Consider the following 23,849-nt stretch of genomic DNA (forward strand, 5'->3'; position numbering starts at 1 on the left):
GAGCGGTAACATTCCTCGCGCCGGCGCGGCATTAACATCGACCGCTTCAATCCGCGCACTGCAGGGTGTAGGCATGCTCGAGTCCGTACTCGCGCCATGGGCGCTGACTGGCCGGCTGTGGCTGCGGTTCTGGCCGCAATTGATGGCGCTGGTGCTGGCAGGCACGCTGGCCCGCGATGTGCTGCTGTGGGTGGCGGCGCAGACGGGCTTTGCCAATCATCTGGCCGGCCTGGCGGTACTTACGCTGGTTGCCTTGGCACAGCTGGTCACCACGGTGGCGATGTTTCTGGTGCTGCTGCCCGGCCTCCCGGCCTTGCGCGACGCGCAAGCGGCGGCGCGCGCTGGCGACACCGCGTCCGCCAGTACGGACGGGCGGCTGGGGCGGGCGTTGACCGTGGCCCTGCTGCCGTTCTTCGCCTATTACGCCGCTTGGGGGTTCCTGGGCGACATCGTGCGGCAGTACTCGCGCCTGGCCTATGGACTGGATCCGCTGGGCGAGCACGGCAATGTGCTGGACGCCCTGGATTCGCGCTGGCTGCTGGTCTCGGTGGCGATTTCCTGGCTGGTGCGCAAGGTGGCGGTGATGGCGCGCGACCGCACGGGCAAGGGCCGCTGGCAATGGCTGGTAGTGCTGTGCGAGACCAATTGGATCCTGATCGGCCTGTACGTCATCAGCCGCTGGAAGGACCAGGCCTGGCAATGGCTGGCCGACCGGCGCGGGTTGGAGGCGCTGCTGCAGTCCTTGATGAATATGCTGACGCCCATTACGAATGCCTGGGCGGCGGGCATGACGCCGGTCGAGGCGCAAGGGCGCGGCGTGGGCGTGGCGCTGGTCAGCCTGTTCTTCTATGCCTTGCTGCCGGTGATATGGCTGGTGATGGCCGCGCTGGTCTACGGCTACGACGTGCGCGATGATGCCGACCTGCGGCGCTATGAACGGCTGCAACGGCTGGGCGATCGCTACCGCGCGGTGCCGCGCTTTCTGCGCGATTTCGTCGAGCATTTCGTGGCCGGCTACCGCAAGCGCTATCTGCCTTTGGCCAGCGGCGTGCGCCTGGCCTTTCACAGCAGCGCGCTGCTGCTGGTGACGCTCATCGTGGGCTATCGGCTGATCGATTGGGGCGCCGCATGGCTGTGGTACGGCGCGACGCGCCTGATCGGCCCGCATGACCTGGATACCTGGCAGGTGCTGGCGCACGGCGTTTCGCTGCTGTTCGGCAGCCCGTTTCGCGATTCGTCCACGGGTCTGTTGATCGAGCCTTTGCGCATCTGCTTTCTCGCCGCCGTGCTGGAATGCGCCTACGCGCCGTGGAAGATGCGCAGTCCGGCGCCTGCGCCGGCAGCCTGATTCAGCCGGGCGGGTCCGGCGGCGCAAAGCGCAGGTAAGCAGGCCTCTCGGCATCGATAGATACGGTGATAGACCAGGGCGCGGCCGCGTCGGCGGGCACCATGAAGGCTTCCATGATTTCCACCTTGGCGCCCGACGCGGCGCCGCTGTGGGCGGCGGCCACGCAGCCGCGCGCCGTACCGCGGGGCAGGCGCAGCGCCGGCGCGATGGCGGGCAGCCAGGTACGCCCCTGCGCATCGTGCAGCGCGATGCGGCAGCCGCGCCAGCGCGTGGGCAGATCGGTGGATTGCACCTGCACGGAGAAGGCTGCCAGCGCGGCGCGGGAACCGGGTTGCCAGCCGCGGCCGGCCGGCGGTTCCAGCACGGCGAATTGCTGCAATTGCCACTGCGCGCCACCCAGCAGCGCCTGGGTGCCGGCCGCGACCTCGCGCGGCTGCAGTTCGCGGCCGTCGAGCCAGCGAGCCACGCTGTCGTGGCCGCTCCAGTACAGGGTCAGCAGTAGCAAGGGAGGCAGCAGCCACAAACTGCGGCGGCGCCAGCGGCGTTCGCTCATGGCCGCGTCGTTCATGGCGCGGCCTCTTGGTCGAGATCGTATTGGTCGGCGGCAATCGGCCGGCCAGAGTCGTCCAGCGGCACGCCGTCCAGCGCAATGCGCACCTGCGAGTCCAGGCGCGGGCCATAGCGCGCGGACAGCAGCAGCGTAGCGCCGCGCGCCTGATCGGGCCGGATCTCGAACACCAGCCGCACGGTGCGCGGCAGGCCTGGTTCCACGGCGTGGGGCGGCTGGTTGCGCGCGAGCACGAGACGGTCCGTGTGGCGGTAGGCCAGGCCGTCGGGTCCGAGCCAAGCGGCTTCGCCGACGGTGGCCGACGTGTCGCGCGCGGCCAGGCGCAGCCAGACGATGGCCCAGACGCCGCTCGTCGTGCGCGTCTGCGTAGCGCTCAGGCTCTTGTAGCTCAGCTGCCGAGCGAACTGCACGCGCTCCACGGTGACGTCGAACTGCCTGGCGCTCACGGTCTGTCCCATGGCGCCGCCTGCCGTGATGGGGCCAGTCAGCGCCATGTAGCGGGGCGTGCTGCGCTGCATGGCGTACAGGGCCAGCGCGGCGGCCAGCACCAGCAGCAGCGTGCCCAGCCGCGCGCTCATGGCGCCGACTCCGGCACGCCGTCCCGGGTTATCGGCAATTCGATCCTGCCGACGTTCGCGGGATTGAACCAGCCTGGCGCGCCATACAGATTGTCTACCGGCTTGTAGATCTTGCTATGCACGGCAAGCGCGGTGCGCGCGGGAGCCGCAGCTGCGGGCGGCAGCATCCAGACAAAGGCCATGCGCTCGGGCAGGCCGGGCTGCAGGTAAGGCATTTGCTGCGAATCGCGCAGCCCGACCGCCATGGGCTTGCCTGCAGCCGCTCCCAGCGGCGCATTCCAACGCAGCAGTCCGAGATAGTCGGCGCTCGATTCGGCGGTGCGGTTGGTGAGGTCAGCCTCGACCACCAGCGCCGTGGCGCCGGGCTTGAGCGGCACGCCGTAGACCTTGGGGGTGGAGGCGGTCCAGGCGCGGCGCGGCACCACCTGCCACTGGCCGGTCTGGATCGAGGCATCGGCGCCATATACGGGTTCGGACGCGCGGTTGAGCTTGCCGTAGGCGCCGTACAGCGCGACGCTGGCGGCGGCAAGCAGAGAGCCTATGCCTGCCAGGCTGGCGGCGACACGGGCTCTGAGCGAGTGCAGTACGCGCATCCGGACTCCAGGCGCGCGGACGGCGCGCATCGGGAATTCCAGATCGTAGGCGCGCTGCTCATGCCGGGCTTTGTCCTTATGTTTCCATGCATGTCGCGCAGCGCATTGCGGAGGGCTCAGGCCAAGTTTTGAAACAATTCATGGGTCAACGTCCGGACGTGAATGTTTCAGAACAAGTTCAGCGCCCGGGCCACCCACCAGCCCAGGCCGATCGCGATGCCGATCAGCAGCATCCTGCGCAGGCCGCCGCTCTTGGCCGGCACGGCGCCCGGAGGGAGGCCCGCGTTCACATGGGAGGGAGCAGCTTCGGCCGATGTGCGTGCCTGCGCCGGCGCGGGATCATCGGTTTCGATCACGAACTCCGGTTTGGCCTCGTGCTGCTTCATTCCCTGCGCCAGGTTTTCCACGTCCACGCCGGCGTTGCGCAGCATGTCCCACAGGCCGCCGTCTCCCTGGCCGGCGCGCAGCGCTTCGATGCGCTCGCGTTCGGCACGGGGGACTTCGTCCAGGCTGTCGTACTTGCGGCCATTGACCGTGACCGCGCCGTCCTTGATCTCGACCTTGAAGGACTCACCGTTTTCGATGCCGGCATAGCTCCAGGTTTGGCTCACCGAAGCGCCATCCATTCCGCCGTCCAGCAACTCTTCGATGTTGGCGCGCTGTTCGGGCGTCAGGTCCTTCGTGGTGCTCCAGCTGCGCGTCGTCGTGGTGCTGCGCCAAGTCTTGGTTTTTTCGTTCATGGGTGAATCCGTTGTCATGCGGGTCTAGTGCAAAGCCTCTTACTTTGTCCTTAATGCAAAACTTATTTTCATGTCAAGAAAATCGATCTGATATGGTCTATCGAGCGTATCAGATGGCCTAAAGAGCGCATAATGTGCGCACCCTTTCCCAAGCTCCATGTCGTGGGGATCGGGTCGATTTTCTGTATGCGAAGAGCGTGTTGTCACTAGCTCGGCGGTTCGTGTTCCCAGGTTCATGTTCGGTAGCTAGGACAACTTGGAGTATTCACGGAGATGTCTATGACAGAAGACGCAAAGCCGCGCAGGCGGTTCCTGCAGGCGTTGGCCATCGTGCCGGCGTCGACGTTGGCGGTGGGCGCAATGACCACGGGCTGTACCAACGAGCCGGATGGCGCCGCCGCGCGCGCCGCCAAGCCCTATGAACCCACCTATTTCACCAAGGCCGAATGGGCCTTCGTCGTGGCCGCGGTGGATCATCTGATTCCCGCTGACGAGTACGGTCCCGGCGCCATCGAGGCCGGCGTGCCGGAGTTCATCGACCGACAGATGGAAACGCCGTTCGGCCACGGCAAGCTCTGGTACATGCAAGGTCCGTTCCACACCGACCAGGTGCCGGAACTGGGCTATCAACTCAGCCAGAACCCCCGCGAGGTCTACCGCCACGGCATCGAGGCCTGTGACGCCTGGTGCGTGAAGACGCACGGCAAGGCTTACGCCGAACTGGACAAGCCGCTGCAGGAACAGATCCTGAAGGACCTACAGGGCGGCAAGATCAAGTTCGAAAGCGTGCCTGCCACGACGTTCTTCAGTTTCCTGCTTTCCAACACCAAGGAAGGGTTCTTCGCCGATCCCATGTATGGCGGGAACAAGAACATGGTGGGTTGGAAGATGGTGGGTTTCCCGGGCGCGCGCGCGGACTTCATGGACTGGGCCGACCAGCCCAACGCGAAGTATCCCTACGGCCCCGTGTCGATCTCTGGGGAGAAGGGTTAAGCCATGGCGATCAAAAAAGACAAAGTCGATGCGGTGCTGGTCGGATTCGGCTGGACCGGTGCGATCCTCGGCCAGGAGCTGACCGAGGCAGGGCTGCACGTGCTGGCGCTGGAGCGCGGCGCGATGCAGGACACGCCCAAGGACGCCGAGTATCCCAAGGTTGCCGACGAGCTGGCGTACTCCGTGCGCGGCAAGCTGTTCCAGGACCTGTCGAAGGAAACCGTGACCATCCGCCACGGCGTCGACGACGTGGCCGTGCCGTATCGGCAGAATGGTTCGTTCCTGTTGGGCACGGGCGTGGGCGGGGCGGGCTTCCACTGGAACGGCATGCACTACCGTGTGCTGCCCGAAGAACTGGAGCTGCGCTCCCGCTACGAAACGCGCTACGGCAAGAGCTTCATTCCGGAAGGCATGACCATCCAGGATTTCGGCGTGACCTACGATGAGCTGGAGCCGTACTTCAGCAAGTTCGAGTACGTGTGCGGCACCTCCGGCAAGGCCGGCAACCTGAACGGCCAGATCGTCGAAGGCGGCAATCCGCTGGAGGGCAAGCGCAGCAAGGAATTTCCGCTGCCGCCCCTGACCACCACCTACGGCGCGCAGCTGTTCGACAAGGCGGCGCGCGAAGTCGGCTTTCATCCGTATCCGGCGCCCGCGGCCAACGCCTCGGGGCCGTACACCAATCCGTACGGCGTGCGCCTGGGGCCCTGTAATTTCTGCGGTTTCTGCGAGAACTACGGCTGCTACATGTATTCGAAGGCCTCGCCGCAGACCACCATCCTGCCAGTGCTGCTGAAGAAACCCAATTTCGAGCTGCGCACGCAATCCCACGTGATCAAGGTCAATCTGGACTCGAGCGGCAAGAAGGCCGTGGGCGTGACCTACATCGACGCGCAAGGCCGCGAGATCGAGCAGCCGGCCGACCTGGTGATCCTGTCGGCCTACCAGATGCACAACGTGCGCCTGCTGCTGTTGTCCGGCATCGGCAAGCCTTACGATCCCAAGACCAATGAAGGCGTGGTCGGCAAGAACTACGCCTACCAGATGAACGGCGGCGTCAGCGTGCTGCTGCCCAAGGGCACTCAGCTCAACCCCTTCGTGGGCACGGGCGCGGGCGGCGTGGGCATGGACGACCTGAATGGCGATCAGTTCGACCACGGCCCGCTGGGCTTTCTGGGCGGCGCCAGCATCCGCCACGTGCGCTACGGCGGCCGTCCGATCAAGCAGACGCCCACCATGCCGGGCACGCCCAGCTGGGGCACGGGCTGGAAGGCGGGCGTGCAGGACGCGTACCAGCGCCACATGACCATAGGCATTTCCGGTTCGGTGATGTCGTATCGCGACGCCTATCTGTCGCTGGACCCGACCTACAAGGACAGCTTTGGCCAGCCTCTGCTGCGCATGACCTTCGATTGGCATGACAACGAGTTCGACATGCTGGGCTACATGGGCAAGCGCATGGAAGACGTAGCCAAGGCCATGAAGCCCGAAAAGTACGCCGTGGGGGTGCGCAAGAAGGGCGCGCGCTACGACACCAGGGTGTACCAGAGCACGCACAATACGGGCGGCGCCATCATGGGCACCAACCCCAAGGAAAGCGTGGTCAACAAGTACCTGCAAAGCTGGGACGTGCCCAACCTGTTCGTGATGGGCGCCTGCGCGTTCCCGCAGAACATGGGCTACAACCCCACGGGCCTGGTCGGAGCGCTGGCCTACTGGTCGGCGCAGGCCATCCGCGACCAGTACCTGAAGAACCCCGGCCCGCTGGTCCAGGCTTAAGGAGACGACACAATGATTAAGCAGACCATTGTTGCGGCTCTTTCCGCCCTGGCGGCAAGCGCGGCGTTCGCCGCCGACGGCACGCCTGCCGCCGCCGACGCGCAGATGATCAAGCAGGGCGAATACCTGTCGCGCGCCGGCGACTGCATCGCCTGCCACACGGCCAAGGACGGCAAACCGTTCGCGGGCGGCCTGGGTATCGATTCGCCGCTGGGCATGATCTATTCCACCAACATCACGCCTGACAAGGACACCGGCATCGGCGGCTATACCTACGAGGACTTCGACCGGGCCGTGCGCCACGGCGTGGCCAAGGACGGGCACTCGCTGTATCCGGCGATGCCATACACCGCCTATGCCAAGGTCACGCCCGAGGATGTGAAGGCCCTGTACGCCTACTTCATGCACGGCGTGGAGCCGGTCAAGCAGGAGAACAAGGACACCGACATCATCTGGCCCTTGTCGATGCGTTGGCCGCTGGGCGTGTGGCGCTGGATGTTCGCGCCCGACGTGGCCACGGCACCCGTGACCGCCGACACGCAAGGCGCGGACCGCGCGGCGCTGCTGCGTGGCCAGTACCTGGTCGAAGGCCTGGGCCATTGCAGCACCTGCCACACGCCGCGCGGCATCGCCTTGCAGGAAAAGGCGCTGACCGAGGCGGACGGTTCGGCCTTCCTGTCGGGCGGCGTGGTCGAAGGCTGGCTGGCCAAGAACCTGCGCGGCGACACCACCGACGGCCTGGGCGGCTGGAGCCAGGCCGACATCGTGGCATTCCTGAAGTCCGGCCGCAACGGCCATTCCGCCGCCTTCGGCGGCATGGCGCAGGTCGTAGGCGACAGTACCCAGCATCTGTCCGACGCCGACTTGAACGCCATCGCGGCCTACCTGAAGAGCCTGCCGCCGGTGAACAAGGATGCGACCAAGCAGCTGGCCTACAACGAGACCGTATCGCAGGCGCTGCGCACGGGCAAGGACAAGGGCGACGGCGCCATGGCCTTCCTCAACAACTGTGCGGCCTGCCACCGCAGCACGGGCAAGGGCTACACGGAGACCTTCCCGCAGCTGGCGCTCAGCTCCACGGTGAACTCGGCGGATCCTGCCTCCCTGATCCACATCGTGCTCAAGGGCGCGCAGATGCCGGCCACCACGGCGGCGCCGACCGCCTATGCGATGCCGGGCTTCGACTGGCGCATGAGCGACAAGGAGGTCGCCGAGGTGGTGACGTTCGTGCGGTCCAGCTGGGGCAACCAGGCGGCGGCCGTCACCGCGGCCGACGTGGCCAAGGTGCGCAAGGACGTGGGGGCCGCGCCGCAGCCGGCACGCTGATATCCCCGCTCCATCGCGTAGCGTGATGGAAGGCGGCGCCGGCAGGCCACGCGGTTTGCCGGCGCCGCTTCAAATCCAAAGTCCAAGCGCGACGCCTATTCTTGCTGGCGCCTATACAAGATCATTCCGCCGTGGTGCAAGACACCATCGATGAAATCCCCATCGGCGGTGAAGCCGGTGTCATCCCAGTATTCAATGTGGTTGCCGCTTACCTCGTATCGGCCTTGATAGGCGCTTTCGATTTCTCCGCGCGCCTCGTCATAGCGGCCGCTCGGCAGGAGGTTGTGGCGTATCCGGCCATCCTTGGTCACCCACATGCCGGCGTAGGGATGGTTTGCCACTTGTCGGGTGGCGGGAGCGGTGTTGTTAGTCATCTGGGCGGCGCTTTTCTGGAGAGGGGCGGAAATTGCGGCGACGATGGCAATGGCCGCGTAAAGCACGGAGGGGCGGATCATGGCTTCGTCCCCCGGAATTCCTGGGCCGTAGCCGCGCGCTGCTGGGCGAAGATTTCGGACAGAGCTTGCGACGCGGTAATCGCGCGAGGAAAGCCGGCAGGCACGGTCACCAGATATATGGCTTCCTTCAGTTCTTCTTCGGCGACTCCAATGTTCAGGGCGTATTGGGCATGGATCTTCATGAAAGCGAATTCACCCATTGCCGCGAACACCGCGACGGCCGCAATCTGGCGGATGCGGGGATCAAGGCCGTCCCGGGACCAGACATCGCCCAACGCATAGCCTTCGGTCGCCTGAGCCAGGAATGGAAACTCGGCGCGCATGCGCTCCAGATTTGGCTGCGTAGCGCCTTTGTTCAGACTGCGCAGGACCTCCGAGCCCCGCTGCATGCGGCGCTCGGTAGTGTCGGTGACGGCGGGGGTTCCGGTTGCCAAAGCGGATCCTGCCAGCGCCGAAGTCGCCAGGATCATCCCGGCAATGGTTGGCATTCCACGAGCCATGACTGATCTCCTTTTCGAGAGGTTTTTTTGTGTACTCCATGGAGAGATGAGCTCCATGAGCAGCACTGTAGGTACTCTTGATTGGCGTGATAAGCTGGCCGCTGCTTTATGGCTTGGGAAGGTTTGCTAACCAATGGACGCTGATTTCAATGCGCTGGCAACGTTTGTGTTCGTGGCTGAAGAGAAGAATTTCCGGGCAGCGGCGGATCGCATCGGCGTCTCGCGTTCCGCAGTAAGTCAAACGATCGCGCGCTTGGAAAGCATGATGGGCGTTGCGTTGGTTCGGCGCACGACGCGCAGCGTCAGTCTGACGGAAGCGGGAGAGCGGTTGTTTGCCGAAGTGGCCCCGGCCTTGGCCGATATGCGAACAGCCTTCGAGGCCACGGTGAACCTCCAGGGACCTCCGCGAGGGCAGCTACGCCTGACGGTATCTTCGATTGCCGAGCGCTTTCTTTCGGGAGCGATGTTGAGCACGTTTTCGCAGGCGAATCCGGAAATCCAGCTCGACGTCACGGTGACTGACGAGGAGTTCGACATCGTGGCCGAAGGCTACGATGCCGGAGTTCGCCTGGGCGAAGTGATCGAGCAGGACATGATTGCGATTCCCATCGTTGGCGACGAACGGCAAATGGTGGTGTGCGCTCCGGCCTTCCGTGATCGGTATGGCATGCCCATGCATCCCCGGGATCTCCCGAGATATCGCTGCATCGGGTGGCGCCCGGCGCCGAAGGCGGTTCCCTATCGCTGGGAGTTTGCAGAGGATGGCAAAGATTTCAGCGTCCAGGTTGAGCCGGAAATCACTACCAACGACATGGCACTGATGATCAAGCTTGCGGTTGCCGGAGCCGGAATCACCTTCGGCATGGAAGAGAGCTTTCGCCCAACCATTGCACGCGGAGAACTGATTTCTTTGCTCGACGAATTCTGTCCGACATTCCCCGGTTTCTATCTCTATTATCCCAGCCGGCGAAATATTCCTCCCAAGCTTCGAGCCTTGATTGAGCACGTGCAGGCGTTTCGCCAAGGTGGATGAACGGGCGTACCGTGTCGGGTCAGCAGCTGGCGAAGGACTCATGGCCGGGGCCGCGTTTTTCATGGGAGATTTGACAAGCCCCGATGCCGGGCGCACGCTACGCTACATGCATAGTCCCGCAACTTCCCTCGCGCTGATTATTACCACCATCAGGTCCATGGTGGGTTAGCGCGCGTCGGTACATCGCTACACAAACCCGCCAGAGGCGGGTTTTTTTGTTGGCCCGCCTCCTGCCCGCATTTTTCCCAGGAGAGCACTTCATGATGTCCACTGATCCTTCCCCCTCGGCCACGCCCATGCTGCACTTCCTGTGCGGCAAGATCGGCTCCGGCAAATCCACGCTGGCGCAGCAACTGGCGGCGCAGCCCGGCTCCATCCTGCTCAGCGAGGACAGCTGGCTGGCGGCGCTCTATCCGGGAGAAATCGTGGACCTGGCCGACTACGCCCGCTGCGCCAGCCGTCTGCGCAATGCGATGGGCAGCCATGTGGCGGCGCTGGTGCGGGCGGGTTTGTCGGTGGTGCTGGACTTCCCGGCCAACACGCGGCGCAGCCGCGAATGGCTGCGCCAAATGGCGCAAGATGCCGGCTGCGCCCATCGGCTGCATTACCTGGATCTGCCCGACGAGGTCTGCAAGGCCAGGCTGCGCGCCCGCAACGCGTCGGGCACGCATCCCTACACCACCACGGACGAACAGTACGACGCGATCACTGCGTACTTCGTCGAGCCGGACGAAGGCGAAGGGTTCCATCTGCTGCGTCACGGGCAGGACTGAAGCGGCGCACGCCAGCCGGCCGCGCCTGCTATGATTGCTGGATAAATATCCAGTTATCCGGCCCGGCCGATGTTTCCCGCCTACCGCTACTACTATCTGCACAACTTCCAGCGCGCGCTGACGTGGGTGGGCGACCGCTACGCCGACCTGCTGGATGACGCTGAGCGCCGTTTCATGGCGGATTTCCCGGCCTTGCCGCAGGCCTCGCAGGCGCTGATGGTGCGCATGCTGATGCGGCGCGGCCCGTGGTTCCGAGCCGGCCGGCTGGTCTATGAAGAGATCGGCGCGGCCGAGGCGGCAGCCCAGCCGTTGTTGGCGCTGGGCTGGCTGGACGCGCGGGCGCCGATGACGCTGGACGAGTTGTTCGGCCTGCACACCAAACCGGAGCTGAACCGCATGTTTGCGGATGTGCCGGTCAGATCCGCCTCGCGCAAGGGCGATCTGTTGGAGGCCGCGCGCGCGGCCAACGCGGAGGCGCGGCCTTACGCGGAATGGAACCCGGGCGCGGACGAGCCGGTCTGGCGCGTGACCGTGACGGATATCTGCGAGCGCTTCCGCCTGATGTTCTTCGGCAATCTGCATCAGGATTGGTCGGAGTTCGTGCTGGCCGACCTGGGCGTGTTCCAGTACGAGACGGTGCCGTTCGACGCATCTTCCCGCGCCTTCCAGACGCGGGAAGATGTGGATTGTTATCTGGCGCTGCACGCCTGCCGCGTGGCGCTGGACGAAGGGGCCGACGCCGATGCGTTGATGCAGGCCGTGCAGGCCTGTGCCAGCGGCAATCCCTGGCTGGAAAAGCGCCGCGCCAAGGTGCTGCTGCGCATCGGGCAGGCTTGCGAACGGGCGCGGGACTGGGACGCCGCGCAACGCGTATACGAGGCCTGCGCCTATCCCGGCGCGCGCCACCGCCGCATCCGCGTGTATGAGCGCATGGCGCGGCCCGATGATGCGCTGGCCCTGGCGCTGCAGGCGCAGGCCGCGCCCGAAAGCGAAGAGGAAAGCCAGCGCCTGGCGCGCATGTGGCCGCGCCTGTATCGGGGCGCGGGGCAGGGCGTCCCGGCGCGTGAGCCGGCTCCCGCCTTGCTGCGCACCGACCTGACGCTGGCTCGGCCGACCGAGCCCGCCCCGGTGGAGTTCGTCACGCGCGACCATTTGCACCGGGACGACGCGCCCGTGCACTACGTGGAAAACGCGCTGATCAATTCGCTGTTCGGGCTGCTGTGCTGGCCGGCCGTATTCGCGCCCTTGCCGGGCGCCTTCTTCCATCCGTTCCAACGTGGTCCTGCCGACCTGGACGCGCCGGATTTCCACCAGCGCCGCGCGGCGCTGTTCGCGCAATGCCTGGCGCAGCTGGACAGGCCGGACTACCGGGACTTGATCCTGCAACGCTACGCCGACAAGTCGGGCCTGCAATCGCCTTTCGTGTTCTGGGGTTCGCTGTCCGAGGACTTGCTGATGCAGGCGCTGGAATGCCTGCCGGCCGCGCATCTGAAGCTGTACTTTGAACGCCTGCTGCGCGACGTCAAGACCAACCGCTCCGGCCTGCCGGACCTGATCCGCTTCTGGCCGTCCGAGCGCCGCTACGAGCTGATCGAGGTCAAGGGTCCGGGCGACAAGCTGCAGGACAACCAGATCCGCTGGCTGCAGTACTGCGTGTCGCACGGCATGCCGGTGCGGGTGTGCCACGTCAGCTGGCGCGAGGACGCGGCATGAGCTACGCGGTGGCGGTGCGCGCGCTGTGCGAATTCACGGCGCGGACAGGGGACCTGGACCTGCGCTTCACGCCCGCGCCCACGGGCCTGGAGGGCATGGCGGGCCACGCGACCGTGACGGGCCGCCGCGGGCCGGCGTACGAGACCGAAGTGGCCCTGTCCGGGCAGCATGAAACCCTGCTGGTGCGCGGCCGCGCCGATGGCTACGACCCCGTGGCCAACCAGCTCGAAGAGATCAAGACCTACCGCGGCCAGCTGGACAGCGTGCGCGACAACCACCGCGCCGTGCATTGGGCGCAGGCCAAGGTATACGGACATCTGCTGTGCCAGGCGCGCGGACTCGGTAGCCTGCGCGTGGCGCTGGTGTATTTCAACGTGGTCACCGAGGAAGAGACGGTGCTGGCGGAAACGCACGAGGCCGCCGCGCTGGAAGCGTTTTTTCGCGAGCAATGCGGACGTTTCCTGGCCTGGGCGACGACCGAACTGGCGCACCGGCAATCACGCGATGCGGCGCTGGAGGCGCTGAAGTTTCCGCACGGCGAATTCCGCGCCGGGCAGCGCGAGCTGGCCGTGGCTGCCTACCGCACGGCACGCGACGGCGGCTGTCTGATGGCCCAGGCGCCCACCGGCATAGGCAAGACACTGGGCACGATCTTCCCGCTGCTCAAGGCCAGTCCGGGTGCGGGCCTGGACAAGATCTTCTTCCTGGCGGCCAAGAGCCCGGGGCGCGGCCTGGCGCTGGAAGCGCTGGACACCGTCAACGCGCAGCCCGCCGCGCCTGGCCTGCGGGTGCTGGACCTGCAGGCGCGCGACAAGACCTGCGTGCATCCGGACCTGGCCTGCCACGGCGAATCCTGCCCGCTGGCCCAGGGCTTCTACGACCGCTTGCCGCAGGCGCGCGAGGCCGCGCTGGCGCACGCGCGCCTGGATGCCGCTACGGTAGCGGCCGCCGCGCGCGAGCACCAGGTCTGCCCGTACTACCTGTCGCAGGAGCTGATCCGCTGGAGCGACGTGGTGGTGGGCGACTACAACTACTACTACGACGCCACGGCAATGCTGTACGCCATGACGCAGGTCTACCAATGGAAGGTGGCGGTGCTGGTGGACGAGGCCCACAACCTGGTCGACCGGGCGCGCCGCATGTACACGGGCGAGCTCGACCAGGCCTCGCTGGCGGCCGCGCGCTACGCCGCGCCCAAGGCGCTGAAGAAATCCCTGGACGGACTGCAACGCTCCTGGAATGCGCTCAACAAGAAGCAGGCGGAACGCTATCAGGCTTATGACGAGGTGGCGGCCGGGGTGCTGGCCGCGGTGCAGAAGGCGGTGGGCGCGATCATGGAATACATGGCCGAATCGCCGTTGCCGCAGGACGATCCGGTGCTGGCGTTCTACTTCGAGGCCTTGCAGTTCATGCGGCTGGCGGAACAGTTCGGCTCGCATGCGCTGTTCGACGTGACCCGGTCGGAGGCAAGCGCCGCCGGCGCCAAGACACCGCCTTCCGTGCTGTGCGTGCGCAACGTGATTCCGGCGCCGTATCTGGCGGCACGTTACGCGGCGGCGCACGCCACGGTGCTGTTTTCCGGCACGCTGAGCCCGCAGCAGTTCTACCGTGACACGCTGGGCCTGCCCGCGGCCACGCCCTGGCTCGACGTGGCCGCGCCATTCCAGGCCGAGCAATTGGCGGTGCGCGTGGTGGGCAACGTGTCCACGCGCTATCGCGACCGCGAACGCTCGCTGGAACCCATCGTCGAGCTGATTGCGCGGCAATACGCGGAGCGGCCAGGCAACTACCTGGGCTTTCTCAGCAGCTTCGACTATCTGCGCCAGGTGTCGGACCTGATGCGCGAGCGCCACCCCGCCGTGCCGATCTGGCTGCAGACCCCAGGCATGGACGAGGCCGGCCGCGCCGCGTTCCTGGCGCGCTTTACAGAAGCCGGGCAGGGCGTGGGCTTCGCGGTGCTGGGCGGCGCTTTCTCGGAAGGGGTGGACTTGCCCGGCAAGCGTTTGATCGGCGCCTTCATTGCCACGCTGGGACTGCCGCAGGTGAATGCCGTGAACGAAAACATGAAGCGCGCCATGGACCAGCGCTATGGCGTGGAGAACGGCTACGACTACACCTACCTGTATCCCGGCATGCAGAAAGTGGTGCAGGCGGCGGGCCGCGTCATCCGCACCGAACACGACGTGGGCACGGTGCACCTGATCGACGACCGCTATCGCCGCGCCAAGGTGCGCGGCCTGCTGCCAGGTTGGTGGCGCGTGGAGTGATCAGGCGGAGCGCAGTGCCTGCGGTTTGCGTAGTATTGTCTGCCTGCGCGGCCGGCGTCCGGCCCGCGCCATTCACCATGACAAGGCGCCCGGTTGCCGCGGCGCCACAAGGAGACCTGCATGACCCACGCCGCCGCCCCATTGAACGACATCGTGGCCATGTCCGCCCACGCGCTGTCCGAGGCGATCCGGCAGCGCCAGGTGTCCTGCCGCGAGGTTATGGCCGCCTATTTGGCTCACATCGACCGGGTCAACCCGAAGCTGAACGCCATCGTCGCCCGGCGCGACAGCGACGAACTGCTGCGCGAGGCCGATGAGCGCGATGCTCAGCTGGCCGCGGGCCAATGGCTCGGCTTTCTGCATGGCATGCCGCAAGCGCCCAAGGACCTGACCGCGGTGCGCGGCATGGTCACGTCCATGGGCTCGCTGGTCTACAAGGATCAGGTCACGGCGCACGACTCCATCATCATCGAGCGCATGCGTGCGTCCGGCGCCATCTTCATCGGCCGCAGCAACGTGCCGGAGTTCGGCCTGGGCTCGCATACCTATAACCCGGTGTACGGCGTCACCGGCAATCCCTACGATCCGTCCAGGACCGCGGGCGGCAGTAGCGGCGGGGCGGCGGCGGCCCTGGCGGCGCGCATGCTGCCGGTGGCGGACGGCAGTGATTTCGGCGGCTCGCTGCGCAATCCCGCGGCGTTCTGCAACGTCTACGGCATGCGGCCCTCGGCCGGCCGGGTGCCCTATGGGCCGTCGACCGAGGTATTCCTCAAGCAGCTGGCCTACGAAGGGCCGATGGGCCGTTCGCCGCGCGACGTAGCCATGCTGCTGTCCGTGATGGCGGGGCCGGACAAGCGCGTGCCGCTGTCCCTGACCGGCGACCCGGCCCAGTTCGCCCAGCCACTGGACGCCGACCTGCGCGGCAAGCGCGTGGGCTGGCTGGGCGACTGGAACGGTTACCTGCCGATGGAGGCAGGCATCCTGGAACTGTGCGAGCAGGCGCTGGCCGATCTGGCGCAGACAGGCTGCGAGGCGGTCGACTACCAGGTGCCGTTTGCCGGCGAACGCCTGTGGCGGATCTGGCTGGCCCACCGCCATCTGATGGTGGGCGGACAGCTCCACCCCCTGGTCCACAATCCCGAAACGCGCAAGCTGGTCAAGCCGGCCGTGATTTGGGAGGTCGAAGGGCTGGAGGGCATGACGGCGCGGCAGGTCTACCAGGCCACTGAAGAGCGCAGCGCCTGGTACCAGACCGTGCTGCGCATGTTCGAGGACGTGGATTATCTGGCTGTGCCGTCGGCCCAGGTGTTTCCTTTCGATGCGGCGCTGGACTGGCCCAAGGAGATCGCCGGGCGCCCCATGGACACGTATCACCGCTGGATGGAGACCGTCACGCCCTGGACCCTGGCGGGCTGCCCGGTGATCAGCGTGCCGGTGGGGTTCAACGCTGCCGGCCTGCCCATGGGCATGCAACTGATCGGACCGCCCCAGGCCGACCTGGCCGTGCTGCAGCTGGCGCACGCCTACGGACAGGCGCGCGACTGGGTGGAATCCAGGCCACCCGCCACCCTGTGGGGCGAAACCGCCTGAAAACGGGTCCGGTACGCATTGTTGCGGGAAAAGACAAGCCCTTGTAAGAGGGCTTTGCTTTTTCCCGACGTAAACCGCCATATTTGCCGCAAATTCAGCGTTTTCCGTGGCTGGGGGCCTTTGCCTTTGCAATAATTGTCATCCAACTCACAACATCCCGTAATAAATGGACAGCCTTGTGTCCCCCGTTCTGTTCCAGAATATTTCGGCCCAATCGACGAGTTGATTTTGCATAGAGGTTTCCCGGCATGAAGAATCTGACACTACGCCAGCGCATCCTGGCCAGCTTCCTGGCGATCCTGGCCATCATGGCGTTGATGGTGGTGATGGATTACCGGCGCCTGCTGGTCATCGAGTCGGAAGTCGAACTGATCAACAACGACGCCGTGCCAGGCATCTACTACAGCACCTCGATCCGCGCCTCCTGGTTCGCTGGTTTCGTGGTGGTGCAGGATGCGTTGAACATGGATACGGAGCAGGAGCGCAACACCATCCTGGCCGGACTGCCCGAGACGGATAAATTGCTGGCGGACCATACGGAACAGTACCGCCGCACCATCGGGCGCGAAGATGATCGCGGAATGTTCAGCGAGTTCGAGAAGGAACTGCAGGAATACAAGCGCATCCGCGCCAATGTGCTGGCACCGGCCATGCTGGCGGACCCGGCGCGAGCGCAGGCGCTGATCAAGGCGGAACTGCGGCCCGCGTTCTACAAGGGCCGCGACATCCTGGCCAGGATGGTGCTGGAAAACAAGAAGCAGGCCGATGACGCGGCGGCCGCCATCAGGCAGTCGGTGGACAGCGCCGAAGTGCGCATGCTGGTGTCGTTGGCCCTGGCGATCATCGCTGCCATCATCTGCGGCATCATGCTGATGCGCGCCATCGCCAACCCGATGCGGGCCATCGTCAAGACCCTGGAAGCCACGGGCGGGGGCGATCTGACGCGGCGCCTGACGCTGGCGCGCAAGGACGAATTCAACGCCATTGAAACCGGCTTCAACGGCATGGTGGACGAGCTGACCGGACTGGTCGGCAAGACGCAGCGCTCGGCAGTGCAGGTGGCCACCTCGGTGACCGAGATCGCGGCCACCTCCAAGCAGCAGCAGGCCACGGCTTCCGAGGTCGCCGCCACCACCACGGAAATCGGCGTCACCTCGCGCGAAATCTCCGCCACCTCGCGCGAGCTGGTGCGCACCATGGCCGAAGTCTCGGGCGCGGCCGAGCAGACCGCGGCCCTGGCGGGCAGCGGCCAGGTGGGCTTGGCGCGCATGGAGGACACCATGCGCAACGTGGTGGGCGCAGCGGGCTCGGTCAACGCCAAGCTGGCGATCCTGAACGAGAAGGCCGGTAATATCACGCAAGTAGTCACTACGATCACGAAAGTGGCTGACCAGACCAACCTGCTGTCGCTGAACGCGGCGATCGAGGCCGAGAAGGCGGGCGAGTACGGCCGCGGTTTCGTGGTGGTGGCCACCGAGATCCGCCGGCTGGCGGACCAGACCGCCGTCGCCACCTACGATATCGAGCAGATGGTGCGCGAGATCCAGTCGTCGGTGTCGGCCGGCGTCATGGGCATGGACAAGTTCTCCGAAGAAGTGCGGCGCGGCATGGCCGACATGCAGCAGGTGGGCGACCAGCTGTCGCAAATCATCCAGCAGGTGCAGACGCTGGCGCCGCGCGTGCAGATGGTCAACGAAGGCATGCAGGCGCAGGCCACCGGCGCCGAGCAGATCAACCAGGCCCTGCAGCAGTTGAGCGACGCCGCGCAGCAGACCGTGGAATCGCTGCGCCAGTCCACGCTGGCGATCGAAGAGTTGACGCTGGTGGCCAACGACCTGCGCAGCGGCGTGTCGCGCTTCAAGGTGTGATGGCTGCCATGGCCGAGTGCACTCTCTCTGCTGCGGCCGGACGCCGGCTGTACCTGCTGTTTCGCATCGGCGGCGACCGCTATGCGCTGGACGCGAGAGACATCGCCGAGGTACTGGGCCTGCGCGAGTTCAAGCAGGTGCCGGGCGCGCCGGCCTGGGTGGCCGGCGTCATGGACCGCCGCGGCGCGGCCATACCCGTCATCGACATGAGCGCGCTGGCGGGCGGGAGCGCGGCGGCCGCCGTGACCAGCACGCGGCTGGCGCTGGTCCGCTACCGGGCGGTCCCCGGCGCGCCGGAGCATCTGCTGGGGCTGATCCTGGAGCAGGCGACCGAAACCGTGCACTACGATCCCGCCGCGTTCCAGTCCGGCGGCCTGGACAATCCGGGTGCGCGCTATCTGGGCGCGGTGCATAGCGATGCCGGCGGCATGGTGCAGGCCGTCAAGGTGGACGATCTGCTGCCTGCGACCGTGCGGGCGCTGCTGTTTCCCGCGGATGCCGCGGGCGAGGCGCGGCCATGATGCTGATCGACGATTTCAGCGCCTTGCTCAAGCGGCGCATGGGCCTGGACAGCGGCTCCATCGGCAAGGCCGCCGTGGAGCGCGCGGTGCGGCGCAGAATGGGCCTGGCCGGGGTCGCCGACGAACAGGATTATCTGTGGCAGGTGCAGGCGTCGCCCGCCGAGATGCAGCAGCTGATCGAAGCGGTCATCGTGCCGGAGACTTGGTTTTTCCGTTATCCCGAATCGCAGACGGCCATGGCCGCGCTGGCGCGGGCGCGGCTGTATGCCACGGGCGCGGAGAGCCGCGTGCTGCGGGTGCTGAGCGTGCCCTGTTCCAGTGGCGAAGAGCCTTATTCCATCGCCATGGCGCTGCTGGACGCCGGCGTGCCCGCCGAACGTTTCCAGATCGACGCCTTCGACATCAGCGTGCGCATGGTTGAGTTCGCGCAGCGCGCCCTGTATGGCCGCAATTCCTTCCGCGGCGATGATCTGGGTTATCGCGACCGCCATTTTTCCGAGACGGCCGACGGCCATCAGCTGGCCGCCCAGGTGATGGGGCAGGTGCGGTTCCAGCCGGGCAATCTGTTCGATCCCGCTCTGCTGGCCGGCGTGGCGCCCTATGACTTCGTGTTCTGCCGCAACCTGCTCATCTACTTCGACTCCGCCACGCAGGAACGCGCGGTGCAGGTGTTGCGCGGGTTCACGCGCGAAGACGGCGTGCTCTTCGTCGGCCCGGCCGAGACCACGCTGTTGACCGGGCGCAGGCTGCCCGCGGTGCCGATGGCACGCTCGTTCGCTTTCCTGGCCAAGCCGCTGCCGCCGCCCGCCGCGCCCGCTGTAGCGCCGGCGGCGCGCCCCATTGTGCATAGCTGGGCGCCGCCCAGACGGCCTTTGACGCAGGCGCCTGAGCCCGGCCTGCCCCTGGCGCATGCCCCCATACCGGTAGTCCCTGCGGCGCCGCCGGCAGGTCAGGGCGGCGCGCAGGCATCCCTGCGCCATATCGCGGCCCTGGCCGATCAGGGCCGGGTGCAGGACGCCATGGCGCAGTGCCGGGCGCACATCGACAGCCACGGCGCCAGCGCCGAGGCGCTGTATCTGCAAGGCCTGCTGCAGGACGCGGCGGGCGATGCGCGGCAGGCGCAAGCCGCCTACCGCAAGGCGCTCTACCTGGATCCGACCCATCGCGAAGCCTTGCTGCATCTGGCCGCGCTGGTGGCGTCGGAGGGCGATCACGAAGCGGCCCGCCGCCTGCAGGCGCGCGCGGCGCGCGGGGAGCTGCGACGTGGATGAGACTTTGGGCGCGCTGTCCGACGTGGACGATTGCTGGAATCGCATCGGCATCCGCGGCGACAAGAGCTGCGGGCAGTTGGCGGACCACGTGCACTGTCGCAACTGTCCGGTGTACGCGGCGGCGGCCAAGCGCATCCTCGACCGCCTGCCGCCGCAGATGGCAGACGCGGCGGGCGACGCGAGGGCGGAGGAAAGCGCTCATTTGTCCTCGCTGCTGGTGTTCCGCGTGCAGGGCGAATGGCTCGGACTGCCGACGCGGGCGTTGGATGAAGTGGCGGGCATCCGCCGCATCCTGAGCCTGCCGCACCGCCGCGATCCGGCGATGCTGGGCGTGGCCAACGTGCGCGGTTCTTTGACGGTATGCGTGTCGCTGGCGCGCCTGCTGGGCCTGGAGGCTCCGGCGGGGGATCCGCGCGAACGGCTGGCCACGGCGCGCATGCTGTTGCTGGGCGGCGCGGGGCGGGCAGTGGTGGCGCCGGTGGACGAGGTCGAGGGCATCCATGCGGTGGACCTGGACCGGCTGGAATCCTTGCCGGCGACCGTGGAGGGCGCGAGCCTGAAATACTCGGGCGGCATGGCCCGCTGCGGCGGCCGCGCGGTCGGCGTATTGGACGAGACCTTGCTGATGCAAGCTTTGGAACGGAGCCTGGCGTGAATCCGGAACAGATGCGCGACGCCTCGCTCCTGGAATTGTTCCAGCTCGAGACCCGCACCCAGGTGCAGGTGCTGAATAACGGCCTGCTGGCGCTGGAGCACGACCCGACCTCGGCGCCGCAGCTGGAAGCCTGCATGCGCGCGGCGCATTCGCTCAAGGGCGCGGCCCGCATCGTCGACCTGCATCCGGCGGTGCGCATCGCGCACGCCATGGAGGATTGCCTGGTCGAGGCGCGCGAAGGGCGGCTGCGCCTGCAGGCGGCGGACATCGATGCCTTGCTGATGGGCGCGGACCTGTTGCAGCGCGTGGCCACGCCGGGAGCGGAGCTGGGCAGCGAGATCGACGAACTGGTGGCGCGGTTGAGCAATGCGCCCCTTGCGCCGCCTGCAGCGTCGGCCGCGGCGCCGGCCCCCAAGCCTGCGGATTTTCTGCCACCGATCCCGGCCGTGGAAGAGCCGCCGGCCGCGGCGCCGGTGCGGCGCAGTTCCGACATGGGGCTGGGCGAGGGCGAACGCGTGCTGCGCGTGACGGCCGACACGCTCAACAAATTGCTGGGCCTGTCCAGCGAGACGCTGGTGGAGTCGCACTGGATCGGGCCTTTCGGCGCGTCCATGCTGCGCCTGAAGCGCATGCAGGCGGGCGCGGTCCAGGCGTTGGACGGCGTGCGCGCGGTGCTGGCCGGACAGGCGCTGGAGGCGCAGGCGCAAGCCGCGCTGGACGATGCCCTGCGTATCGTCGAGCAATGCCAGCAGGAGCTGTCGCAGCGCACCAGCGAGGTCGATGAATTCGGCTGGCGCATGGGCCACCTGGCCCAGCGCCTGTACGACACTGCGCTGGCCTGCCGCATGCGGCCGTTCGGCGACGGGGTGGGCGGCATGGCGCGCATGGTGCGCGACGTGGGCCGCGCGCTGGGCAAGCAGGTGCGCCTGGAACTAGAGGGCGAGTCCACCCAGGTGGACCGCGACATCCTGGAAAAGCTGGACGCGCCGTTGATGCATCTGCTGCGCAACGCGGTCGACCACGGCATCGAAATGCCGCAGGACCGGCTGGCGGCAGGCAAGCCGGCCGAAGGCCGCATCCGGCTGTCGGCGCGCCACGCGGCCGGCATGCTGCTGATCGAGTTGAGCGACGACGGCGCCGGCATATCGCTGGACCGGCTGCGCGTGGAAGTGGTGCAGCGCAAGCTGGCCAGCGCGGAAACCGCGGCCCGGCTGACCGAAGCCGAGTTGCTGGAATTCCTGTTCCTGTCGGGCTTCAGCACGCGCGGCGAGGTCACCGAGATATCCGGGCGCGGCGTGGGGCTGGACGTGGTGCAGACCATGGTGCGCCAGTTGCGCGGCGCGGTGCGCATCCAGCAGCTGACCGGGCAGGGCACCCGCTTCATGCTGGAGATGCCCTTGTCGCTGTCGGTGGTGCGCAGCCTGCTGGTCGAGGTGCAGGATGAGACCTACGCCTTCCCGCTGGCCTACGTCAACCACGCGCTGCAAGTGCGCGCCGAGGACATCGAACAGCTCGAAGGACATCAGCATTTCCGCTTCATGGATCGCCAGATCGGGCTGGTCTCCGCACGGCAGATCCTGCGCAAGAGCGGTTCGGCGCCGGCCGGGGAAACCGTGTGCGTGGTGCTGGTGGGCGACCACGACCGGCTCTATGGCATCGCCGTGGACCGCTACGTGGGCGAACGCACGTTGGTGGTGCAGCCGCTGGATCCGCGCCTGGGCAAGGTGCAGGATGTAATGGCGGGCGCCCTGATGGACGACGGCACGCCGCTGTTGATCCTGGACGTGGAAGACATGCTGGTGTCGGTGCAGAAGCTGGTGGCAGGCGGACAACTGACCCGGGTGGACGGCGCGGGCGCGGCCGAACAGACGCGGCGGCGCAAGCGCGTGCTGGTGGTGGACGATTCCCTCACCGTGCGCGAGCTGGAGCGCAAGCTGCTCCTGAACCGCGGCTTCGACGTGGCTGTCGCGGTGGACGGCATGGACGGCTGGAACATGTTGCGCAGCGAGGCGTTCGACCTGGTGGTGACCGATGTGGACATGCCGCGCATGGACGGCATCGAACTGGTGTCGCGCATCAAGGCGGATCCCAAGCTGCAGGGCCTGCCGGTGATGGTGGTGTCGTACAAGGATAGGGAAGAGGACAGGAGGCGCGGGCTGGACGCCGGCGCGGACTATTATCTGGCCAAGGGCAGCTTCCATGACGATGCGCTGCTCGACGCCGTGGAAGACCTGATCGGAAAGGCGCGCACGTGAGAGTCGGAATCGTCAACGATATGCCGATGGCGGTGGAAGTGCTGCGGCGCGCGATCGCGCTGGAGCCGGGGCTGGAGCTCGCCTGGGTCGCGACCAACGGCCAGGAGGCCGTGGACCAGTGCGCCCGCGACCGGCCGGACGTGGTGCTGATGGACCTCATCATGCCCATCATGGACGGCGTCGAAGCCACGCGCCGCATCATGGCTGAAACGCCCTGCGCGATCGTGGTGGTCACGGCCGACGTGGCGCGCCATACCTCGCGCGTGTTCGACGCCATGGGCCATGGCGCGCTGGACGCGGCGGATACGCCGGTGATCGGCAGCGGCGACATGCGCACGGCGGCGGCGCCGCTGCTGCGCAAGATCCGCAACGTGGGTTGGCTGATCGGCCGCTACGGCAAGCGGCCTGCGCTTACGCCGGTGGCCCGGCCGATGCAGCAGGCGGACGCCAAGCGCCTGCTGGTCATCGGCGCCTCGGCCGGCGGGCCGCCCGCCCTGGCGCAGTTGCTGAAGGGGATTCCGCCGGGGTTCCCAGCCGGCATCGTGCTGGTGCAGCACGTGGACGCCTCGTTCGCCGCGGGTATGGCGGACTGGCTCAACGAGCAGGCGCCGCTGCCGGTAAGGCTGGTGCGCGAGGGCGAGTGGCCCGAACCCGGCCAGATACTGCTGGCCGGCACCGGCGACCATCTGCACATGCTGGCGGACGGCACGCTGCGCTACACCGAAACCCCCAAGGAAAGCCTGTACCGGCCTTCCATCGATGTTTTTTTCCATAGCGTGGCGCAGCACTGGCGCGGCATGGCCGTCGGCGTGCTGCTGACGGGCATGGGCCAGGACGGCGCGCGCGGGCTGAAGGCGCTGCGCGAGCGCGGCTATCTGACGATTGCGCAGGACCAGGCCAGCAGCGCCGTCTACGGCATGCCCAAGGCCGCGGCCGCCATGCAGGCGGCCGTGGAAATCAGCCCATTGGACCAAATCGCTCCCCGCTTGATCCAGGCCTTTGCCTGAGCGGGCGGATCTCGAA

The 23,849-nt window shown here is 66.9% G+C and carries 21 protein-coding genes; 15 read left to right on the forward strand and 6 right to left on the reverse strand.

Annotated features, from left to right (window positions below; genetic code table 11):
* The first annotated feature begins 73 nt into the window (after positions 1–73).
* Positions 74–1,348, forward strand: a complete 1,275-nt coding sequence (locus AC6LKD_RS03940) for a hypothetical protein (protein WP_498115172.1) — start codon at positions 74–76, stop codon at positions 1,346–1,348.
* Between the two features lies 1 nt (position 1,349).
* Here AC6LKD_RS03940 and AC6LKD_RS03945 read toward each other — a convergent pair whose 3' ends face one another.
* From AC6LKD_RS03945 to AC6LKD_RS03960, 4 genes are all read right to left on the reverse strand, one after another.
* Complete coding sequence (locus AC6LKD_RS03945; protein ID WP_498115174.1) at positions 1,350–1,916, reverse strand: hypothetical protein; 567 nt, start codon at positions 1,914–1,916, stop codon at positions 1,350–1,352.
* Positions 1,913–2,494, reverse strand: coding sequence for a hypothetical protein (locus tag AC6LKD_RS03950; protein WP_498115175.1), 582 nt, complete (start codon positions 2,492–2,494; stop codon positions 1,913–1,915). Before AC6LKD_RS03950 ends, AC6LKD_RS03945 begins: the two co-directional genes overlap by 4 nt.
* On the reverse strand, positions 2,491–3,087 hold the full coding sequence (locus AC6LKD_RS03955) for a hypothetical protein (RefSeq protein WP_492277010.1): 597 nt from the start codon (positions 3,085–3,087) through the stop codon (positions 2,491–2,493). The genes AC6LKD_RS03950 and AC6LKD_RS03955 overlap by 4 nt, the downstream gene beginning before the upstream one ends.
* 167 nt (positions 3,088–3,254) lie before the next feature.
* Positions 3,255–3,827, reverse strand: coding sequence for a hypothetical protein (locus AC6LKD_RS03960; RefSeq protein WP_492277009.1), 573 nt, complete (start codon positions 3,825–3,827; stop codon positions 3,255–3,257).
* A gap of 279 nt (positions 3,828–4,106) precedes the next feature.
* On the opposite strand from AC6LKD_RS03960, the gene AC6LKD_RS03965 reads away from it, so the two are divergent.
* From AC6LKD_RS03965 to AC6LKD_RS03975, 3 genes are read left to right on the forward strand one after another with little or no spacing between them, the layout of a single operon-like run.
* Positions 4,107–4,820: a gluconate 2-dehydrogenase subunit 3 family protein gene (locus AC6LKD_RS03965; protein WP_498115177.1), complete on the forward strand. Its 714-nt coding sequence runs from the start codon at positions 4,107–4,109 to the stop codon at positions 4,818–4,820.
* A gap of 3 nt (positions 4,821–4,823) precedes the next feature.
* A complete protein-coding gene (locus AC6LKD_RS03970) occupies positions 4,824–6,599 on the forward strand; it encodes a GMC family oxidoreductase (RefSeq protein ID WP_498115178.1) in 1,776 nt (591 codons plus the stop codon).
* 12 nt (positions 6,600–6,611) lie between these two features.
* Entirely contained in the window at positions 6,612–7,925 is a 1,314-nt protein-coding gene (locus tag AC6LKD_RS03975; protein ID WP_498115179.1) for a c-type cytochrome, read from the forward strand.
* Between the two features lie 95 nt (positions 7,926–8,020).
* On the opposite strand, the gene AC6LKD_RS03980 is transcribed toward AC6LKD_RS03975, so the two are convergent.
* On the reverse strand, positions 8,021–8,380 hold the full coding sequence (locus AC6LKD_RS03980; protein ID WP_013394320.1) for an Atu4866 domain-containing protein: 360 nt from the start codon (positions 8,378–8,380) through the stop codon (positions 8,021–8,023).
* The gene (locus AC6LKD_RS03985; protein WP_013394319.1) at positions 8,377–8,880 is read right to left on the reverse strand and encodes a carboxymuconolactone decarboxylase family protein; all 504 of its coding nucleotides are present in this window, start codon (positions 8,878–8,880) and stop codon (positions 8,377–8,379) included. Before AC6LKD_RS03985 ends, AC6LKD_RS03980 begins: the two co-directional genes overlap by 4 nt.
* A gap of 133 nt (positions 8,881–9,013) precedes the next feature.
* Here AC6LKD_RS03985 and AC6LKD_RS03990 point away from each other — a divergent pair, with 133 nt between their 5' ends.
* The 11 genes from AC6LKD_RS03990 (at position 9,014) to AC6LKD_RS04040 (ending at position 23,833) form a co-directional block, all read left to right on the forward strand.
* Positions 9,014–9,913, forward strand: a complete 900-nt coding sequence (locus tag AC6LKD_RS03990; protein ID WP_013394318.1) for a LysR family transcriptional regulator — start codon at positions 9,014–9,016, stop codon at positions 9,911–9,913.
* 260 nt (positions 9,914–10,173) lie between these two features.
* On the forward strand, positions 10,174–10,686 hold the full coding sequence (locus tag AC6LKD_RS03995) for a P-loop nucleotide/nucleoside kinase family protein (protein WP_498115180.1): 513 nt from the start codon (positions 10,174–10,176) through the stop codon (positions 10,684–10,686).
* 69 nt (positions 10,687–10,755) lie between these two features.
* On the forward strand, positions 10,756–12,399 hold the full coding sequence (locus AC6LKD_RS04000; RefSeq protein WP_498115181.1) for a VRR-NUC domain-containing protein: 1,644 nt from the start codon (positions 10,756–10,758) through the stop codon (positions 12,397–12,399).
* Positions 12,396–14,666: an ATP-dependent DNA helicase gene (locus tag AC6LKD_RS04005; RefSeq protein WP_498115182.1), complete on the forward strand. Its 2,271-nt coding sequence runs from the start codon at positions 12,396–12,398 to the stop codon at positions 14,664–14,666. Before AC6LKD_RS04000 ends, AC6LKD_RS04005 begins: the two co-directional genes overlap by 4 nt.
* 120 nt (positions 14,667–14,786) lie before the next feature.
* A complete protein-coding gene (locus AC6LKD_RS04010; RefSeq protein ID WP_498115183.1) occupies positions 14,787–16,256 on the forward strand; it encodes an amidase in 1,470 nt (489 codons plus the stop codon).
* A gap of 248 nt (positions 16,257–16,504) precedes the next feature.
* The gene (locus tag AC6LKD_RS04015; protein WP_013394312.1) at positions 16,505–18,124 is read left to right on the forward strand and encodes a methyl-accepting chemotaxis protein; all 1,620 of its coding nucleotides are present in this window, start codon (positions 16,505–16,507) and stop codon (positions 18,122–18,124) included.
* Entirely contained in the window at positions 18,124–18,645 is a 522-nt protein-coding gene (locus AC6LKD_RS04020; RefSeq protein ID WP_498115185.1) for a chemotaxis protein CheW, read from the forward strand. Before AC6LKD_RS04015 ends, AC6LKD_RS04020 begins: the two co-directional genes overlap by 1 nt.
* Positions 18,642–19,916, forward strand: coding sequence for a CheR family methyltransferase (locus tag AC6LKD_RS04025; protein ID WP_498115186.1), 1,275 nt, complete (start codon positions 18,642–18,644; stop codon positions 19,914–19,916). Before AC6LKD_RS04020 ends, AC6LKD_RS04025 begins: the two co-directional genes overlap by 4 nt.
* Positions 19,909–20,571, forward strand: coding sequence for a chemotaxis protein CheW (locus tag AC6LKD_RS04030; protein ID WP_498115187.1), 663 nt, complete (start codon positions 19,909–19,911; stop codon positions 20,569–20,571). Before AC6LKD_RS04025 ends, AC6LKD_RS04030 begins: the two co-directional genes overlap by 8 nt.
* Positions 20,568–22,826, forward strand: coding sequence for a hybrid sensor histidine kinase/response regulator (locus tag AC6LKD_RS04035; protein ID WP_498115188.1), 2,259 nt, complete (start codon positions 20,568–20,570; stop codon positions 22,824–22,826). Before AC6LKD_RS04030 ends, AC6LKD_RS04035 begins: the two co-directional genes overlap by 4 nt.
* Positions 22,823–23,833 (forward strand): chemotaxis response regulator protein-glutamate methylesterase, encoded by a 1,011-nt coding sequence (locus tag AC6LKD_RS04040; RefSeq protein ID WP_041653914.1) that lies wholly within the window; start codon positions 22,823–22,825, stop codon positions 23,831–23,833. Before AC6LKD_RS04035 ends, AC6LKD_RS04040 begins: the two co-directional genes overlap by 4 nt.
* The last annotated feature ends 16 nt before the right edge of the window (positions 23,834–23,849 follow it).

The organism is Achromobacter sp. D7-1 (assembly GCF_059760445.1).

Excerpts from the sequence above, each read along its gene's own strand:
- AC6LKD_RS03940 (WP_498115172.1), top strand. The coding sequence starts at position 74 with ATGCTCGAGTCCGTACTCGCGCCATGGGCGCTGACTGGCCGGCTGTGG.
- AC6LKD_RS03945 (WP_498115174.1), bottom strand. The coding sequence starts at position 1,916 with ATGAACGACGCGGCCATGAGCGAACGCCGCTGGCGCCGCCGCAGTTTG.
- AC6LKD_RS03950 (WP_498115175.1), bottom strand. The coding sequence starts at position 2,494 with ATGAGCGCGCGGCTGGGCACGCTGCTGCTGGTGCTGGCCGCCGCGCTG.
- AC6LKD_RS03955 (WP_492277010.1), bottom strand. The coding sequence starts at position 3,087 with ATGCGCGTACTGCACTCGCTCAGAGCCCGTGTCGCCGCCAGCCTGGCA.
- AC6LKD_RS03960 (WP_492277009.1), bottom strand. The coding sequence starts at position 3,827 with ATGAACGAAAAAACCAAGACTTGGCGCAGCACCACGACGACGCGCAGC.
- AC6LKD_RS03965 (WP_498115177.1), top strand. The coding sequence starts at position 4,107 with ATGACAGAAGACGCAAAGCCGCGCAGGCGGTTCCTGCAGGCGTTGGCC.
- AC6LKD_RS03970 (WP_498115178.1), top strand. The coding sequence starts at position 4,824 with ATGGCGATCAAAAAAGACAAAGTCGATGCGGTGCTGGTCGGATTCGGC.
- AC6LKD_RS03975 (WP_498115179.1), top strand. The coding sequence starts at position 6,612 with ATGATTAAGCAGACCATTGTTGCGGCTCTTTCCGCCCTGGCGGCAAGC.
- AC6LKD_RS03980 (WP_013394320.1), bottom strand. The coding sequence starts at position 8,380 with ATGATCCGCCCCTCCGTGCTTTACGCGGCCATTGCCATCGTCGCCGCA.
- AC6LKD_RS03985 (WP_013394319.1), bottom strand. The coding sequence starts at position 8,880 with ATGGCTCGTGGAATGCCAACCATTGCCGGGATGATCCTGGCGACTTCG.
- AC6LKD_RS03990 (WP_013394318.1), top strand. The coding sequence starts at position 9,014 with ATGGACGCTGATTTCAATGCGCTGGCAACGTTTGTGTTCGTGGCTGAA.
- AC6LKD_RS03995 (WP_498115180.1), top strand. The coding sequence starts at position 10,174 with ATGATGTCCACTGATCCTTCCCCCTCGGCCACGCCCATGCTGCACTTC.
- AC6LKD_RS04000 (WP_498115181.1), top strand. The coding sequence starts at position 10,756 with ATGTTTCCCGCCTACCGCTACTACTATCTGCACAACTTCCAGCGCGCG.
- AC6LKD_RS04005 (WP_498115182.1), top strand. The coding sequence starts at position 12,396 with ATGAGCTACGCGGTGGCGGTGCGCGCGCTGTGCGAATTCACGGCGCGG.
- AC6LKD_RS04010 (WP_498115183.1), top strand. The coding sequence starts at position 14,787 with ATGACCCACGCCGCCGCCCCATTGAACGACATCGTGGCCATGTCCGCC.
- AC6LKD_RS04015 (WP_013394312.1), top strand. The coding sequence starts at position 16,505 with ATGAAGAATCTGACACTACGCCAGCGCATCCTGGCCAGCTTCCTGGCG.
- AC6LKD_RS04020 (WP_498115185.1), top strand. The coding sequence starts at position 18,124 with ATGGCTGCCATGGCCGAGTGCACTCTCTCTGCTGCGGCCGGACGCCGG.
- AC6LKD_RS04025 (WP_498115186.1), top strand. The coding sequence starts at position 18,642 with ATGATGCTGATCGACGATTTCAGCGCCTTGCTCAAGCGGCGCATGGGC.